This is a genomic window from Bradyrhizobium sp. USDA 4449, from assembly GCF_054056275.1.
In genome coordinates, this window is record NZ_JBSRYD010000001.1 from 1,492,268 (window position 1) to 1,508,043 (window position 15,776).

A 15,776-nucleotide genomic window follows, 5' to 3' on the forward strand; every position below is an offset into this window, starting at 1 on the left:
CCAACCACCTTACGACTCGATCTTCACGTACTCGAAATCGCCCGGCTTGTTGTCGATGCCGACCTTCGGCGGCGAGATCCAGGACGCGAACTTGCCGCTTTCGGTGACGGGCTGCATCAAGGAGGTGATGAAGTCGCCGTCGGCAGTCGAGGGCAGCCAATCGTCTCTGCGCTTGCCCCAGGTGACATCGTCGATCAGGATGCCGTCGGGCGTCGCATGCACGTCCTTGAACTCGCCGATGTGGCGGTGGAAGGCGACGTTGGGCAATTTGAGCTGGAAGTCGTAGCCGGCAGTCGAGATCACCTTGTTCCAGCGCAGCATGCCCTTGACGCAATCCTGGCTGTAATCGTCGCGCAGGCGCATGTTGAGCGCGGTCAGCGCCGGCTCGTCGACCAGCTTGATCTCACCGTTGACCAACTTCAGCACCGGATAGGTCGAATTCTTGAGCTGGTGATCGTCGTCGATCTGGGTCTCGTGATAACGGCCCTTGATGCCGGTGTTGAAGGCATTGGCCGCGTTGGTCGAGACTTCCGAGCCGAACAGATCCAGCGACAGCGTGTAGTGCAGGTTCAACTTCTTCTGGATGGTCGGAAGATCGATCACCCCCAACGCGCGGACCTTGGCGATGTCGGTGGGATCAGTGATGCCCGCCTCCCGCATCGCATCGCAGGTGCGCTGCACGACGCGGGTGATGCCGGTCTCGCCGACGAACATGTGATGGGCTTCCTCGGTCAGCATGAAGCGGCAGGTGCGCGACAGCGGATCGAAGCCCGACTGCGCCAGCGAATGCAGTTGCATCTTGCCGTCGCGGTCGGTGAAGTAGGTGAACATGAAGAAGGACAGCCAGTCCGGCGTCGCCTCGTTGAAGGCGCCGAGCATGCGCGGCGCGTCGGCATCGCCGGAGCGGCGGCGCAGCAAATCGTCGGCTTCCTCGCGGCCGTCGCGGCCGAAATATTTCTGGAGCAGATACACCATCGCCCAGAGATGACGGCCTTCCTCGACATTGACCTGGAACAAATTGCGCATGTCGTAGAGCGAGGGTGCGGTCTTGCCGAGATGGCGCTGCTGCTCGACGGAAGCAGGCTCGGTGTCGCCCTGGATCACGATCAGGCGGCGCAGCATGGCGCGATATTCGCCCGGAACTTCCTGCCAGGCGGGCTCGCCATAATGCTCGCCGAACGGCACGACGCGGTTCTCTTCCTGCGGCGCAAGCAGGATGCCCCAGCGATATTCGGGCATGCGCACATAATCGAACTTGGCCCAGCCGCGCGGATCGACCGAGTAAGCGGTACGCAGATAAACCAGCGACTCCTGGAAGCCTTCGGGGCCCATGTCGCTCCACCAATCCATGTAGCCGGGATGCCAGCCCTCGAGCGCCTTCAGCACCTGGCGGTCTTCGGCGAGATTCACGTTGTTCGGAATCTTGGTCGAGTAGTCGACGTTCATGATGTTCATGTGGACCTCCCGTGTGGAGACTGGCTCGTTTCAAGGGGCGAATGGCGACCAGCGAATGGCGGGTGAAGATTCCTGTTCGCCGTTCGCCACTCCCTTCGCTAGACTCGCGTCATATCGAATTTCGGCTTCTGGCCGCTGCCGTAGCGGCGCAGCGCGCCCTCCTCGCCGACCGCGTTCGGGCGCTGGAAGATCCAGTTCTGCCAGGCGGTGAGGCGCGCGAAGATTTTTGATTCCATCGTCTCGGGGCCGACGAAGCGCAGACTCGCTTCCATGCCGGTGAGGCTGTCGGGCGAGAAGCTGGCGCGTTCCTCCAGGAATACGCGCACCTCGTCGTCCCAGTCGATGTCGTCGAGCGCGAAGGTGACGAGGCCAAGTTCTTCCGCCTGCTCGGCGTCGAGAGCGGTGCCGAGGGTGGCTTCCGCGCGCTCCACGTCCGCCGGATCGGCCTGGAAGCGCGACTCCAGCCGCGTCAGGCCGTGGCTCATCGGATAGGGACCGAAATTCATTACCGACAATTCGATCGAGGGCGGCGGCTGGTTGTCGCCCTGGCGCGTGCCGATCAGCATGTAGGAGCGGTCGGCGGCGAAGACGAGTTCAGCGAGCGTGCCGGCGAAGCAGGAGCCCGGCTCGACCAGCGTCACCAGCGTGCGCGAGGTGACGTCGATGCGCTTGAGCACGCGCTTCCAATAATGCCTGATTTCGTTGACCAGCCAGTGCGCCTTGTTGGCTTCGAGGAAGGCGTCGGATGCCAGCACATGGGCGCGGTCGCCATGGCTTTTGAACACGAGCATCGCGATCTCGAGCTCGTTGATGCGCAGATGCAGGATGGCGTCGTCGAGCTCGCGCGCCACCTGCAACGGCCAGAACGACGCGCCCTGCGCCATCATGCCGTCGATGTCGGCGGGCGGCGCCGTCTCCGGCGCCTTGATCGAGATGGTGGCGACGCGCGCAATGCGGTCTATGTCGACGGTGACAAAGCCATAGCGGATGCTGGTCTCGTCGATGACGCGCTTCAGCGGAGAGAGCGTGATACCCTTGCCGCTGCCGGCACGCTTCGACTTGCCCGCGAACTCCCTGGCACGCTCGACGACCTTGGCCTCGAGCTTGGAGTTCGGTGCGATCTCGTCGACGAGGCGCCACTGCACCGCGCGCTTGCCCTTCACGCCCTCTTCGATGGTGCAAAAGAAGTCGGCGTGGTCGCGGCGCACCTTGCGCTTGTCGACGACCCGCGTGAGACCGCCAGTGCCAGGGAGCACCGCGAGCAGTGGCACTTCGGGCAGCGCAACGGCAGACGCGCCATCGTCAGCGAGGATGATGTGGTCAGTTGCCAGCGCGAGCTCGTAGCCGCCGCCGGCGGCCGAGCCGTTCACGACCGTGATGAAGCGCTGGCCGGAATTGTCCGACGAATCTTCCATGCCGTTGCGCGTCTCGTTGGTGAACTTGCAGAAATTCACCTTGTGGGCATGGGTCGAGCCGGCGAGCATGCGGATGTTGGCGCCGGCGCAGAACACGCGGTTCTTGGCCGAGCGCATCACCACGACCTTCACCTCGGGATGCTCGAAGCGGAGCCGCTGGACCACGTCCGCAAGCTCGATGTCGACGCCGAGATCGTAGGAATTGAGCTTGAGCAGATAGCCCTCGAACAGGCCGCCATTCTCGTCGACGTCCATCGTGAGCGTCGCGACCTCACCCTCGACCGCCAGCTTCCAGTGCTTGTAGCGGGACGGATCGGTCTGGAAATCGATGAATGTTGCGCCGCCTGCGAGGCGCCGATCTTCCCCGGCCATGGGCTACCCTTGAGCTCGTCTTGGTTTGTCTTGGATGCACAATAGTGCATCTTTCGAGAGGTGTCTAGATCAAATCCAGGCCTGACATGCACTTTGCTTCATCTTGGTGCCAGCGGCGTCGCGAGTCGCCTGGGACGCGTCACGCAGCTTGGAGCCCCCGGTCGTCCCGCAAAGCGGCTTTTGCAAATTGCCCGATGGCGTCAAGCGTTGGCGCCGGCGCTTCGCGGTGGGGAGAATGCCCGACGCCTGGAATGATCGTCACATCGACCGGGCAATAACATTCCTGCTGCGCGATCTCGACTTGGCGCAGCGTCCCATACTGGTCGTCCTTGCCTTGAACGACCAGGATGGGAACGCGGATGTAGGCGAGATATTCCGAGATGTCCCAGTCGCGGAATGCCGGATCGAGCCAGGCGCCGTTCCAGCCATAGAAGGCGTTGTCGACGTCCTGGTGCCAGCGCGCGAGTTTTGCCTTGAGGTCGGAGGTCTCATACGTGGTCTTGATCGCAGCGATGGACGCGACGGAGATATCCTCGACAATGAAATGCGGCGCGATCAGCGCGACGCCTTGCAGGCGATGATCCTGATGGGACCCAGCATAGATCGCAGCGATTGAGCCGCCGTCGGAATGGCCGAGCAACAGCCCGCGCTTGAAGGGAACGGCCTCGAGCACCTTCGGCAGCACGTCCAGCGCCTCACGCTGCATGTAGTCGAGCGGCCGCGGCAATGTCGCCGGACTGGACCGGCCGTAACCCGCGCGTGAATAGGCGAAGATGCCGGCGCCGGTGGCCTCTCGCAGCTTCTCGGGGAAATCACCCCACAGGCCGACCGAGCCGAGGCCTTCATGCAGCATGACGATGGTGGGCGCGTCGGCGGCTTGCGGCGCGAGCCAGATGTATTCGAGTCTGGCGGCGCCGATGCTCAGGAAGCCGGAGGGGGGGAGGTTGGTCATGTCCTTGCTCTTCTCTTTCCGTCGTCATGCCCGGGCTTGACCCGGGCATCCAGGCCTTTCGTCGCAGGCGGCTGCACGTCGATGGAAGGGTCAAGCCCGGCCAGCAACTCATGGCTGGTTCGCCCCTTCTCGCAACTTGAACCGCTGGATCTTCCCCGTCGCCGTTTTGGGCAGATCGTCGACGACCTCGATCCAGCGCGGATATTTCCATGGACCGATCGTCTGTTTGACGTGCTCTTTCAGCGCTTCGTACAGATTGTCGGTGTCGCTGCCGGCGCGCAGCACGACGAACGCCTTTGGCTTCAACAGGCCTTCCGGATCGGCTTCGGCGACAACGGCGGCTTCCAGCACCGCGGGATGCGTGATCAGCGCGCTCTCGACCTCGAACGGCGAAACCCAGATACCGGATACCTTGAACATGTCGTCGGCACGGCCGCAGAAGGTGTAACGGCCATCGGCGCCGCGCACATATTTGTCGCCGGTGCGGGTCCAGTGGCCCTGAAAGGTGTTCCTGCTTTTGGCGCGCTGATTCCAATAGCCCTCGCCGGCCGAGGGTGCCTCGACCAGGAGTTCGCCGACCTCGCCATCCGGCACATCGTCGCCGGCGTCACTGACGAGGCGGACCTTGTAGCCGGGGACGGCGCGGCCGGAGGTGCCGTATTTGATGTCGCCGGGCGCGTTCGACAGGAAGATGTGCAGCAGCTCGGTCGAGCCGATGCCGTCGAGGATGTCGACGCCGAACCGTGACTTCCAATTGTTGCCGACCGATTCCGGCAGCGCCTCGCCGGCGGAGGCGCAGATACGCAGGCGCGTCCCTGCCCGCGCGGACTTTGCGGCCTGGTCGTTCAGCATCGCCGCGAACAGTGTCGGCGCGCCGAAGAAGAGGGTCGGATTGTACTTGTTCAAGAGCTCGAACATCAGCTCCGGAGTTGGCCTCGCCGAATTCAGCACCGTGCTGGCACCGACCGACATCGGGAAAGTCAGCGAGTTGCCGAGGCCGTAGGCGAAGAACAGTTTTGCCGCCGAGAGACAGACGTCGTCCTCGCGGACGTTGAGCACGTGCTTGCCGTAGGTATCCGCGGTCGCCTGCAGGCTGGCGTGCAGATGCCGGACGCCCTTGGGCATGCCGGTCGAGCCCGACGAATACAGCCAGAACGCCGGCTCTTCGGGATGGGTCGGCGCCGTCGTGAATGTGTCGCTCTCGCGCGCGAGCTCTGGGGCGAGCAGCTGGTGGCCATGCGCGTCCTTGCCGGAGACGACGACATGCTCGAGATCGGGCAGCCGTCCGATCACCTCCTTCAGCACCGGCAACACTGCTTCGGACACGAACAGCACGCGCGCGCGGCAGTCGGCGAGGATGTAGGCGTATTGAGCCGCGGTGAGCAGCGTGTTCAGCGGCACCGGCACGATGCCGGCGCGGATCGCGCCCAGGAAAACGATCGGGAAATCGATCGTATCCAGCATGATCATCGCGACGCGCTCCTCGCGGCGGACGCCGAGCCGGCGGAGCATGTTCGCCGCACGCCGCGTCTCGCGCTGGAGTTCGCCATAGGTGAGCCGCGAGACGGTGTCGTCGAAGGCGAGCTTGCCTCCCCGGCCTTCCTCAACGTTACGGTCGAGCAGCCAGGTCACCGCGTTGTAGGATCCCTCGCTCACGGTCGTCTCCCCAGAATTAGAATTATAATTCATAGAAAGACACCGGGACAGCTTGCTGTCAATGGCAGTTGGCACTATGTTTCATTAAGATGCGCCGCAGGACCCCTGTAAAGAAGGCTCATGACCGATAGTCCCGACGCCGAATCCCGCTTTCTCGAACAACTCGGCCAGCGCGTGCGCACCATGCGCGCATTGCGCGGCATGTCGCGCAAAGTGCTCGCCAAGGTATCAGGAATTTCGGAGCGCTACATCGCGCAGCTCGAAAGCGGCAAGGGCAATGTCTCGATCGTGCTGCTGCGCCGCGTCTCCGACGCGATGGGCGCACATCTTGAGGACCTGCTGCCGTCAGCCGACCCGACACCGGACTGGCAGATGTTTCGCGATCTCTTGCGCAAGGCGACACCAGCGCAGATCGCGCAGGCAAAGGATCTGCTCGCCGGCGGCAACGCATCCGCGCCACGGCGCGCGCCGTTCTGCGGCATCGCGCTGATCGGGCTGCGCGGCGCCGGCAAATCCACTCTCGGAAGAATGCTGGCGAAGAAGGTCGGCTGGAGCTTTGTCGAACTCAACAAGGAGGTCGAGCAACAGAACGGCCTCTCGGTCGCCGAGATCATCGCACTATATGGCCAGGAAGGCTTTCGCCGCAGGGAGCAGGCAGCGCTGCAGCAGCTGCTCGCGCGCAACGAGCTGATGGTGCTGGCAACCGGCGGCGGCATCGTCTCGGAGCCGCTGACCTTCGACCGGATCCTGACCTCGTTCTACACGATCTGGCTGAAGGCCGATCCCGAGGAGCACATGGCCCGCGTGCGCCGCCAGGGCGACCTGCGCCCGATGGCCGACGACCGCTCCGCCATGGCGGAGCTGCGCAACATCTTGCTCAGCCGCGAGCCGCTCTACGCGCGCGCGACGGCGGTGGTGGATACGGCGGGGCTGTCGGTCGACGCGGCGGCCGCAAGGCTGATCGACGCCGTGCGGCCGGTGTTGCAGAACGAAGCGCGCAGCTTCGGCCTGCGGAGCGTGGCGCTGTAGAGATGACCGACAGCGACGTCAGCACCACGATGTTCGAGCGGATCGGCGGAAGTGCCACGATCGACCTTCTGGTCGACCGCTTCTACGGCCGTATGGACACGCTGCCGGAAGCGAAGATTATCCGGGCCATGCATGCGGATGATCTCGGCCCGATCAGGGATGTGCTGAAACGCTATCTCACGGAATGGACCGGCGGCCCCAAGCTCTATTCCCCCGAGAAGGGCCATCCGCGGCTGCGGCAGCGGCACATCGGCTTTGCCATCGGCGATGCCGAGCGCGACGCCTGGATGCTGTGCATGCGCGGCGCGATGGAGGAGACGGTGAGGGATGGCGCCGCGCGCCAGGAGCTCGATCGCGCGATATCGGGCTTGGCCGACTGGATGCGCAACCGGTAGCGCGCCCGCGGCCGATTTTGAAAAGCCGCGTTTTGGAATGGCGATCCCGGCATGACTCGAACATGCGACCTACGGTTTAGGAAACCGCCGCTCTATCCGGCTGAGCTACGGGACCGCGGAACCCGCCAAGGAGACGGGTTGCCTGGAGCTGTACATATCAAAGCGAGGGCCGAATCGGAAGCCCTCGCCGCCCTCCATTTTATTTTGCGGCAGATTGGCTCACCGCGGCCAAGAGGCGGTCAAGAGCCGGTCTTTGAATTCACCTTTCAAGCTCACGTATACGCTGGACCATTGCCGACTCCTGAACTCGCAGCGACCTCAAGTGCGCGATTCCTCACCACTCGATGCAATCTCACCGTAGGAAATATCAGAAAGCCTTGATCGAAACAGAGAACGCGAAATCACTTCGAAAGGTACGATAGCCGATTGGGTTTTAGATCGATCCGGCGATCGCTTTGACTTGAGCGCCGCCTCGCTCAGGATTTCCCATAAGCCCCCTGGTAGCGCCCGTCGCGGATCGCCTTCAGGGTCTCCTCCTCGCGCCTGATCTGGACACGCACCGCCTCCAGCAGCATCGCGGCGCCGGCGGCGGGAAACGACACCACGCCATCTTCATCACCGACCACGATGTCACCCGGCGAGATCACGCTGCCACCGACCGTCACAGGCACGTTGATCGCGCCTGGGCCGTTCTTGTAGGGCCCGCGATGGATCACCGCGCGGGCGAAGCAGGGAAAGTCGTCGCCGGCGAAGGCCGCCACGTCGCGGATGGCGCCGTCGATGGCATAGCCTTCGGCTTTGCGCCATTGCGCGATGTTCTTCATGATCTCGCCGACCAGGGCCCGGGTCTCGTCGCCGCCGCCATCGACCACGATGACGTCGCCGGGACCGACCAGCTCGAGTGCGCGATGGATGGCAAGATTGTCGCCGGGACGGGTCCTGACCGTGAAGGCCGCGCCGACCAGCTTGCCGCTGCGATGATAGGGCTTCAGCCCGACCGCGCCAGGCAGCCGGCTGAGATTGTCCGAAATGATCGAGGTTGGTGCATTCCTGAAGCCTTCGATGATATCGGCGGGAGGCTTGGGCACGCTGTTCGCTGCGATGGTGATCGTCATGAGGTTCGGTCCTTCCGAGGCTCTTATTCGGCGTGCGCCCGGGCCTGCGCGGGCATGATGCGGAAGGCGCGGCCTTCCTTCATCCACGCCGCGCGCTCGTCGCGCAACAGCGTGCGGCGAACCTTTCCGGAATCGTCACGCGGCGGCGCGCTAACGAACTCAAAACTCTCCGGATGCTTGTAGCGGCTGAGCCGGTCTTTCAAAAAATCCGCCATGCTGTCTGCGATCACCTGACCGTCCGCGCCGGGGTCCGGCTCGACGATGGCATGCACGCGCTGGCCGAGCTCAGGATCAGGCAGGCCCACCACCACGCAGGAGCGCACGCCGGGGCACGCGGAGACGGCAGCCTCGACCTCGGCCGGATAGATGTTGGCACCGCCGCGCAGCACCATGTCGGCGAGGCGGTCGCCCAGATAGAGATAGCCTTCGGCGTCGAGCCGGCCGATATCGCCGAGCGATTCCCAGCCGTCGGCGCGGCGCTTCGGCTCGGCGCCGAGATAGTGATAGGTGGCGTCCTTGCCGTCGTTGTTGAGGAAATAGATCTCGCCCGTCTCACCGGGCGCGACGTCATTGCCGTCCTCGCCGATGATGCGAAGCCTCGCCGTCTCCGCGATCTTGCCGACGGAGCCCTTATGCGTCAGCCATTCGGTACCTGATATGATGCAGGCGCCCTGGCGCTCGGTGCCGCCATAGAGCTCCCAGACCCTGTCCCGCCCAAGCCAGGCGATCCAGTTTTCCTTCAGCCAGGGCGGCATCGGCGCTGCCATGTGGAACACGGTCTGAAGGCTCGACACGTCATAGCCATTGCGAACCTTATCAGGCAGCGCCCAGATCCGGTGCATCATGGTCGGCACGAAATTGACCCATTGCACGCGCTCGCGCTCGATCTGGCGCAGCGTCTCCTCGGCATCGAACCTGACGAGGCCGGTCAGCTTGCCGCCGGCGAACAGCGCAAAATGCGACACGATGAACGGCGCATTATGATAAAGGGGGCCTGGATTGAGCAGCGAGACTGCAGCGGGAATATTGAGCGGCGGCGCAGCGAGGGTATCAGTCACCGCAGGCTGATGGTCGAGGATCACCTTGGGACGCCCGGTCGAGCCGCCGGAGGTCATGGCCTTCCAGTAGCGCGCGACCGGGGGATCGAGCGGCTCATCGGAAAAACCGTCCGGCACAAAATCCGCAGGCAAGCGGTTCGGCGCATTCCAGTCGGCCTCGCCGCCGACCACGAGCGCGGGCTTCAAAATCTCGAGCACGGCCGCGGCTTCGCCGCGCGGCAGCCGCCACGACAGCGAGGTCGGCGTCGCACCGCATTTCCATACCGCGAACGTGGTCTCGAAAAACGCATTGCTGTTGGGCAATCCGATCGCGACGAAATCGCCGGGCTTGACGCCCTTCGCCGCAAACGCGCGCGCCCGCCTGTTGGCACCGCGTTCGAGCTGGTCCCATGTCAGTCTGTCCCGACCGTGCTGGACGGCGATGGCGCCCTCGGGTTTGCGTTGCGCGTACCAGCGCGGCACATCGGACAGGGGCAGCAGCATCAGGCGTTTCCATTTCGTTTTCTTGGCGGGGCCTCAGGATGGGCGCGTCGCGCAGCGAAGTGTAACAGCCGGAGCCGACCCTTCAAGCTTCTGCATTCAGCGCTCCTTCGTCAATGCCGCCGCGCTCGGCGCGGTATGCGCCGACACATCGTAGCCGTCGGCATCGCGCAGGCGTCCGTGCAGCACGATGATGGCGCGCGAGATCGCCGGCAGCGTATCGACCAGCCGCTGGAGAGGTGGAGCGGCAACATGCCGCCCACCGACAGCCCCGCACCGGCGAGGACGTTCACCGGCTTGCGGTTCGGTGCATTCTCGTCCGCGGCCAGTGCGCGGCCGCAAACCTGCGCCAATGCGATGGCGGAGAAACAGGTCGACGCTCTCATGATGAGAATTTCTCTTCGCATTCAAACCGGTAAATGCGCCCTGCGGCTGCGGCTCCCGAGCCACGTCAAGCAAAAAATGTCAGCAACCCAGCCATGAATTTCCCGAGTTCCATGGGTGACAAGCCGACGAGAAAGGGGCAAAAATCGGCGACGACTCAGTTGGGGTTGAGTTTCTCAGGCTCTCGCAGAATGTTGTCCGTGTTTGCATCGCGTCGTGCGGCGCCACTTCTCGTTGCCGCAGCAGGAATTTTTCTGCTGACCACGCCGCATGCCCACGCCGAATGGTGGAAGCGCGCCCCTATCGACTTCGAGGAATGCGCCGACGCCGCCGAAAAATCCGCGACCAAGGCCGAAAAGACGGCAGCCCTTGCGGACTGCAATGCCAAATTCGCCGGCCGGCGCAAGGCTGGCGGCGGCTACACTTATTACGACTTCCTCCAGGACCGCACCTTCGACATCGCAGGTCCCAACCCGACGCCGGAGGAGCAGAAGAAGATCGACGAATCCTACACCGCCTATCTTGCCGATCAGCGCCGCAGCAATGAAGCCGCCGAGGCCCTGGCGCGGCAACAGCGCGAGCGGCAGGAGCAGCAGGAGCAGAAGCGCGAGCGGCAGGCGCAGCAGCTCCAGCAGGTCGCGCTGCGAACCGAGGTCGAGCGCGTGCCCGTGCCGGTGGAGCGCCCGAAGGTGCTGGGTGCGCGGCCGAAGAATGCCCCTTGCATCAAGGGCGCGTTCTCCTGCGAATGGCCGCGGCTGTCGGAAAGCCTCAGCGACCTGAAGAAGCTGTTCAGCCCGGCGCCGAGCAAGCCGGCCAAGAAGGGGTAAGCTGTCTCCACATCCGTCGTTGCGGCTTCGCTGCGCCCGCAATGACGAGTGGATGGAGATTCGCGCCCGACCCTCAGCGCGTCTGCTTCTTCTTCGAACGCTTCGGTGGGGTTACCGCCGGCGCAACCGGTTCTGTCGTTGCCTGTGAATTGCTCAGCGCCTTCCGGCTCTCCTGCAAGCGCGCGTCGTAGCCCGGCGAGTTCACGACGGTCGGCGGCCGGGCCTCCGCCAGGCGGGAGGCGCCGCAGAGCGCGGCCAGCCCGAGCCCGATCACTAGAGAACGTTTCATCGGCTCCTCCACTCAAACCACACCACGGATCTGTTGAGGCGAAAGGCCGGGCGGGCCCTTAGCCGCCGTCTCCGCCTCCTTGACCAGCACAGCAATGCGACGCATCAGCGGCACATCGACATTGTTCTGCTCGGCAAGCGCAATGACCGCGCCCTGCAGATAGTCGATTTCGGTCTTGCGGCCCTGCTTCAGATCCTGCCACATCGAGGAGCGCGCCTCCGGATCGATCTTCATGGTCCGCCGCAGAATCGCTTTGAAGATCATGTCGGGCAGTCTGAGCATCGCCGGCGTCCAGTTCATCGGGATGGGCGTCGACGACACCGGCGTGATGCCGGCGGCCCTCAGCGCAGCCAGGCCTTCCGCCATCTGGTCGGCGAACAGTTTTCGCCAGTCGCGGTTCGCCAATTGGGCGGCAAGCGGCATGTCGGACAGTGCGCTGAGTGCGTTGTTCAGATTGATGATGAGCTTGCCCCATTGCACGCCGGCGATGTCGCGGCTCGCGCGCAGGTCAAGACCCGGCACCGACAGCGCGGCAGCAATGTTGTCCGCGTCTTCACCCACCTGGATGTCTCCGGAGCTGGAACGATGGAAGCGCCCCTCGCCCATTGCGACCACATTGAACGGCACCATGCCGGCGAGCACGCGCCGGCCGCCGAGACGCTCCCTCAGCACGGCGACATTTCCGACGCCGTTCTGCAACGACACGATGACGGCATCCTGCGGCGCATGCTGCGCGATCTGATCGGCGACATCGGCCGTGTCGGCGCTCTTCACCGTCACCAGCACGATGCCGGCGCCGCAGAGGATCGACGGATCCTCCGACAGCGCGAGCTGGCCGGGGCCGAGCTTCCTCTCGGAGCCGTCGAAATCCGTCAGCCGCAAACCGAACCGCTCGATCTCGCTCTTCACCCGCGACCGCACCAGCAGCGCGACGCGGCGGCCGGAGGCGGCCAGCTGGCCGCCGACGAAACAGCCGATGGCGCCCGCGCCGGCCACCACGATCGATCGATCCGTCACCACCTGACCTGCTCCACAATGATGCGCTTTCGATAGCAGAGGCTTAGACCGGAGGCGAGGCCGGCTGCCCATCGCGGCCAAAGTGCATCTGCCTTGTAACCGTCATGAGACACCCATATGTTTTTGCATGGGGGCCTATCACCGGCGAGAGCTCGCCGACGAGAACGCCAAAGGAGAACATCATGGGTCTACTCGACGTCCTCAACGGCATGCAGAACGGACCCCGCGGCCCGAGCACCCCAAGCCCGCAAGGCTCTTCCGGCGGCATGTCGCCGATGACCATGGCGATCCTCGGCCTGCTCGCATGGAAGGCATTCAAGCATCTGACGGCAGGCCAGCCGGGCGGCGCGCCGCAGTCGGCGCCGGCGCCTGTGCCGCCGCCCGTGAATGCGGGCCCAGGCGGTGGTGTTGGCGGTGGCGGCATCGGTGATGTCCTCAAAGGCGGCCTCGGCGGCCTGCTCGCGGGCGGGGCGGCCGGCTCCGTGCTGAGCGGAGGCCTCGGCGATCTCCTCAACCAGCTCAAGCAGGGCGGCCACGGCGAGACCGCGAACAGCTGGGTTGGCAAGGGCGAGAACAAGCCCATCAGCCCCGGCGATCTCGCCAATGCGCTCGGCGCCGATCAGATCCAGAGTCTGTCCGCGCAGAGCGGCCTGTCGCGCGACGAGCTGCTATCGGGTCTCAGCCAATACCTGCCGCAGGTGGTCGATCATTTGACGCCGGATGGACGGCTACCGACCGAGAACGAGATCTCGGGCAGACTCTGATTTTCGTCAAAACGAGGGGAGCACTGAGATGAGCATGGGCGGCCTGTTGTGGATCATCGTGGTCGGCTTCGTCGCCGGCCTGATCGCGCGTTTCCTGGCGCCGGGGCCGAACAACCCCAGCGGCTTCATCCTCACCACCATCCTCGGAATCGTCGGTGCGTTCCTGGCGACCTTCGTCGGTCAGGCCATCGGCCATTACGGTCCTGATCAGGGCGCGGGATTCATCATGGCCACGATCGGCGCGGTGGTGGTGCTGTTCATCTGGCACCGGCTGGTCGCGAGCGGCGTGATCAAGGGGTAGCCCGAAGGCCGTGAGATAGAGGCACGTTGCCGCCTCAGGCTCCGTCATTGCGAGGAGCCCGCGACAAAATTGCGAAGCAATTTTGCGCTGATGCGACGAAGCAATCCAGACTGTCTCTAGGGACAGATTTCTGGATTGCTGGGCTTCGCTCGCAATGACGGGTTCACGTAATCAGATGCATCCCCGCATCCATGCGCACGACCTCGCCGGTCATGTTGCTGGAGGCCGGCATCGCCAGGAAGCAGACGAGCTGTGCGATGTCCTCGGCTGAAGAGGCAACCTTCAGCGGCACCTTCGCCACCACACTGTCGCGCACCTGCTTGGCGCCGGCCTCGCCGCGGCCCTTCGTGAACCAGGGCGTGTCGATATAACCGGGACACACGGTGTTGACGCGGACCAGCGGCGCGAGTGCGCGTGACAGCGACAGTGTCATGGTGTTGAGCGCGCCCTTGCTCGCGGCATAGGCGATCGACGATCCGACGCCGCTGATGCCGGCGACCGAAGAGACGTTCACCACCGCCGACGGTCGCCCGGACGCCTTCGACGCCGCCTCGAGCAGGTTGCGCGCCGCGCGCACCATCTGGAACGGGCCGATGGTGTTGACGCCGTAGAGACGCTGGAAATCTTCCGCCGACAATCCGTCGAGATCGGCATGAGCAACGTGCTTGGTGGTGCCGGCATTGTTGACGAGGATGTCGAGCTTGCCCCAGCCGCTGGCGGCCGCAACGATTCTACGGCAATCGTCATCCTTCGAGACGTCGCCCTGCGCGACCAGAACTTCGGCGGCGCCGGCCTTGCGGCAGAGCTCTGCCGTGGCTTCGGCTTCGGTCTTGCTCGACGAATAGTTGATGACGAGCCGCGCCCCGCTTGCGGCAAGAATTTGCGCAGTCGCAGCACCGAGGCCGGATGCGGAGCCCGTCACGATTGCGCACAAACTGTCCTTGGCCATCCGGATGTCCTTCCCCGTGATTGAATGTGGTGCCCTGTTTAGCGAGTTTGCCGCGCGCTGCAAATCGCAGCAAACTCCGCTAAGCGGAATTAGCCCAGACCGCTCACACCTCCATGCCGGTGCCGCAGATGGGCCTGCGATCAACGCTTGTCAGAGCCATGGCTTTTTCGGATCATCGGGCGCAAGAAGAACCTGCGCGTCGGCCCGATTGGGCAGGACGCGCCAATGGCAAAAACGGGGAACGCTGTGGCGGAGAGTGACAATATCGTCGTCGAGACCGCGGAGAAGATCTTCGCCGATCTTGCCGATCCGCAAACCATCAACAACGACAAGACGAATTCGTGGCAGGCGCCGCTCTGGCAGGCCCTGAGCGAAGCCGGCTTGCCGCTCTCCTGGGTGCCCGACGAGCTCGGCGGCTCCGGCGCAAGCTTGGCGGACGGTTTTGCCTTGCTGAACGCCGCCGGCCGTTTCGCCGTCGCGATTCCCTTGGCTGAGACCATGCTGGCGGGCTGGCTGCTGGCGCAAGCGAAGATGACCTCGCCCGAAGGCGAGATGACCGTGCTGCCGGCCTCGCCCAAGGATCGCATCACTGTTGATGCCGACGGCGCGCTCTCCGGCCGTTGCCGCGGCGTCCCCTTTGCCAAAGCGGCCAGGCATTTTGCAGTCCTCGCGCATGGGCCGGATGGCGTCTCGATCGCGCTGGTCGATGCAAGCAAGGGGCGGATCGCATCCGGGCTCAACGTCGGCTACGATCACAGCGACACCGTCACGCTCGACAAGGTCCAGCCCGTCGCCATCAAGGCGGCGCCCGATGGCGTTGACCAGACAACGCTGATGCTGATGGGCGGCGTCGCACGCAGCCTCCAGATTGCCGGCGCCCTGGAATCGATGCTCGACATCTCGGTGCGCTATTCCAACGAGCGCGTCGCCTTCGAGAAGAAGATCTCGAAATTCCAGGCCGTGCAGCACAATCTCGCACGCCTGGCGGGCGAGTCTGCCGCAGCACTTGCGGCCGCGACATCGGCGGCCGACGCCATCGCCAACGCGAAGACGTTCGACGACGAAGTTTATCTCGAAGCCGCCTCGGCAAAGATCCGCTGCGCGGAAGCAGCCGAAAAAGGCGGTGCCATCGCACACCAGGTTCATGGCGCGATCGGCTTCACCATCGAGCATATCCTGCACCGCTACTCGCTGCGGGCGCTGGCGTGGCGCGACGATTTTGGCTCGGAGAGCTACTGGGCGGTCGAGCTCGGCAGGCTGGTCGCCTCCAGAGGCGCCGATGAATTGTGGCCGCTCGTGGCTTCACGCTGACAGGGAG

General features: G+C 64.4%; 16 protein-coding genes and 1 tRNA gene. 7 read left to right on the plus strand and 10 right to left on the minus strand.

All coding sequences use genetic code 11. The features are described from left to right. Positions 1–9: 9 nt before the first annotated feature. The 4 genes from boxB to ACVIIW_RS07135 form a co-directional block, all read right to left on the minus strand. Positions 10–1,446 (minus strand): benzoyl-CoA 2,3-epoxidase subunit BoxB, encoded by a 1,437-nt coding sequence (gene boxB / locus ACVIIW_RS07120; protein WP_456705099.1) that lies wholly within the window; start codon positions 1,444–1,446, stop codon positions 10–12. Between the two features lie 107 nt (positions 1,447–1,553). Continuing rightward, on the minus strand, positions 1,554–3,242 hold the full coding sequence (gene boxC, locus ACVIIW_RS07125; RefSeq protein WP_456700098.1) for a 2,3-epoxybenzoyl-CoA dihydrolase: 1,689 nt from the start codon (positions 3,240–3,242) through the stop codon (positions 1,554–1,556). A gap of 139 nt (positions 3,243–3,381) precedes the next feature. Further along, on the minus strand, positions 3,382–4,194 hold the full coding sequence (locus ACVIIW_RS07130) for an alpha/beta fold hydrolase (RefSeq protein WP_456700099.1): 813 nt from the start codon (positions 4,192–4,194) through the stop codon (positions 3,382–3,384). 108 nt (positions 4,195–4,302) lie between these two features. Beyond that, on the minus strand, positions 4,303–5,850 hold the full coding sequence (locus tag ACVIIW_RS07135; protein WP_456700100.1) for a benzoate-CoA ligase family protein: 1,548 nt from the start codon (positions 5,848–5,850) through the stop codon (positions 4,303–4,305). A gap of 120 nt (positions 5,851–5,970) precedes the next feature. Here ACVIIW_RS07135 and ACVIIW_RS07140 point away from each other — a divergent pair, with 120 nt between their 5' ends. Beyond that, on the plus strand, positions 5,971–6,879 hold the full coding sequence (locus tag ACVIIW_RS07140) for a helix-turn-helix transcriptional regulator (protein ID WP_456700101.1): 909 nt from the start codon (positions 5,971–5,973) through the stop codon (positions 6,877–6,879). Between the two features lie 2 nt (positions 6,880–6,881). After that, entirely contained in the window at positions 6,882–7,274 is a 393-nt protein-coding gene (locus ACVIIW_RS07145) for a group II truncated hemoglobin (RefSeq protein ID WP_456700102.1), read from the plus strand. Positions 7,275–7,312: 38 nt separating this feature from the next. Here ACVIIW_RS07145 and ACVIIW_RS07150 read toward each other — a convergent pair. The 3 genes from ACVIIW_RS07150 to ACVIIW_RS07160 form a co-directional block, all read right to left on the minus strand. After that, positions 7,313–7,389: transfer RNA gene (locus tag ACVIIW_RS07150), tRNA-Arg, on the minus strand. 361 nt (positions 7,390–7,750) lie between these two features. Beyond that, positions 7,751–8,389 carry an RraA family protein gene (locus ACVIIW_RS07155; protein WP_456700103.1) on the minus strand — a complete coding sequence of 213 codons (639 nt, stop codon included), beginning with the start codon at positions 8,387–8,389 and terminating at the stop codon, positions 7,751–7,753. 23 nt (positions 8,390–8,412) lie between these two features. Further along, complete coding sequence (locus ACVIIW_RS07160; RefSeq protein WP_456700104.1) at positions 8,413–9,930, minus strand: AMP-binding protein; 1,518 nt, start codon at positions 9,928–9,930, stop codon at positions 8,413–8,415. 135 nt (positions 9,931–10,065) lie between these two features. Between ACVIIW_RS07160 and ACVIIW_RS07165 the strand changes: the two genes are divergently transcribed. Beyond that, entirely contained in the window at positions 10,066–10,410 is a 345-nt protein-coding gene (locus ACVIIW_RS07165; RefSeq protein WP_456700105.1) for a hypothetical protein, read from the plus strand. A gap of 92 nt (positions 10,411–10,502) precedes the next feature. Further along, a complete protein-coding gene (locus ACVIIW_RS07170) occupies positions 10,503–11,138 on the plus strand; it encodes a hypothetical protein (protein WP_456700106.1) in 636 nt (211 codons plus the stop codon). Between the two features lie 73 nt (positions 11,139–11,211). Here the strand turns inward: ACVIIW_RS07170 and ACVIIW_RS07175 are convergent, their stop codons facing one another. Beyond that, the gene (locus ACVIIW_RS07175) at positions 11,212–11,427 is read right to left on the minus strand and encodes a hypothetical protein (protein ID WP_456700107.1); all 216 of its coding nucleotides are present in this window, start codon (positions 11,425–11,427) and stop codon (positions 11,212–11,214) included. Between the two features lie 12 nt (positions 11,428–11,439). After that, on the minus strand, positions 11,440–12,447 hold the full coding sequence (locus tag ACVIIW_RS07180) for a 2-dehydropantoate 2-reductase (RefSeq protein WP_456700108.1): 1,008 nt from the start codon (positions 12,445–12,447) through the stop codon (positions 11,440–11,442). A 179-nt stretch (positions 12,448–12,626) separates the two neighbouring features. Here ACVIIW_RS07180 and ACVIIW_RS07185 point away from each other — a divergent pair, with 179 nt between their 5' ends. Further along, positions 12,627–13,208: a YidB family protein gene (locus ACVIIW_RS07185; protein ID WP_456700109.1), complete on the plus strand. Its 582-nt coding sequence runs from the start codon at positions 12,627–12,629 to the stop codon at positions 13,206–13,208. A gap of 28 nt (positions 13,209–13,236) precedes the next feature. Continuing rightward, positions 13,237–13,509, plus strand: a complete 273-nt coding sequence (locus tag ACVIIW_RS07190) for a GlsB/YeaQ/YmgE family stress response membrane protein (protein ID WP_200470495.1) — start codon at positions 13,237–13,239, stop codon at positions 13,507–13,509. Positions 13,510–13,672: 163 nt separating this feature from the next. Here the strand turns inward: ACVIIW_RS07190 and ACVIIW_RS07195 are convergent, their stop codons facing one another. Next, complete coding sequence (locus tag ACVIIW_RS07195) at positions 13,673–14,458, minus strand: SDR family NAD(P)-dependent oxidoreductase (protein ID WP_456700110.1); 786 nt, start codon at positions 14,456–14,458, stop codon at positions 13,673–13,675. Between the two features lie 246 nt (positions 14,459–14,704). On the opposite strand from ACVIIW_RS07195, the gene ACVIIW_RS07200 reads away from it, so the two are divergent. Then, positions 14,705–15,769 carry an acyl-CoA dehydrogenase family protein gene (locus ACVIIW_RS07200; protein ID WP_456705100.1) on the plus strand — a complete coding sequence of 355 codons (1,065 nt, stop codon included), beginning with the start codon at positions 14,705–14,707 and terminating at the stop codon, positions 15,767–15,769. The last annotated feature ends 7 nt before the right edge of the window (positions 15,770–15,776 follow it).